Origin of the sequence: Billgrantia kenyensis (genome assembly GCF_013697085.1) — a bacterium.
GTDB classification, from domain to species: Bacteria; Pseudomonadota; Gammaproteobacteria; order Pseudomonadales; family Halomonadaceae; genus Halomonas; species Halomonas kenyensis.
In genome coordinates this window covers 1-562 of the sequence record NZ_JACEFT010000093.1, presented here as the reverse complement: position 1 = coordinate 562, position 562 = coordinate 1, and the positions used below count along the sequence as shown (strand labels likewise).

Sequence of the window (562 nt, the reverse complement as noted above, 5' to 3'; positions counted from 1 at the left end):
GAGGACGAGAACTCGTAAAGTCGCTGCAGGCGGAAATGGCCCAAGCGGGCCATGTGGTATCACTCGTCAAGCTGTGCCGGTGGCTGGGACTCCCTCGGCGGACGCTGTACTACCGGCCCAAGCCGCGTCGTCGTGTGATCAATATCGACCTGGCCGGCAGGGTAAAGCTGGCCCTGGAGCGGTTCCCCACGTACGGCTATCGCCGTCTGGCCTGTGTGCTGGGTGAGAACCGTAAGCCGATCCAGCGCATCCTGCAGCTGAAGGGCTGGCAGGTGCGCAAGCGGCCCCAGGGGTTCCGACCTCGAGCCAGGAGTTTGCCGTCGATCGCCTCGCGACCGGATGAGCGCTGGGCGACCGATCTGACACACGTCTGGTGCGGCAAGGATCGACGGGCCAGTCTGGCGGTGATCATCGATTGCTGCACGCGGGAGATCCTCGGCTGGCGATTATCGGACAATGGCAGCAGCAAGACGGCCGAAGCCGCGCTGGAGGAGGCCCTGGTGCATCGATTTGGCGCCCTGGGTCGGATCTATCAGCCACTGGCGCTGAGGTCCGATAACGG

General features: G+C 64.6%; 1 protein-coding gene. It reads left to right on the top strand.

What is annotated here, in order from left to right:
* Window positions 1-562 (top strand): DDE-type integrase/transposase/recombinase (locus tag H1D44_RS20750; protein ID WP_181517160.1); only part of this gene is annotated, 562 nt, incomplete at both ends.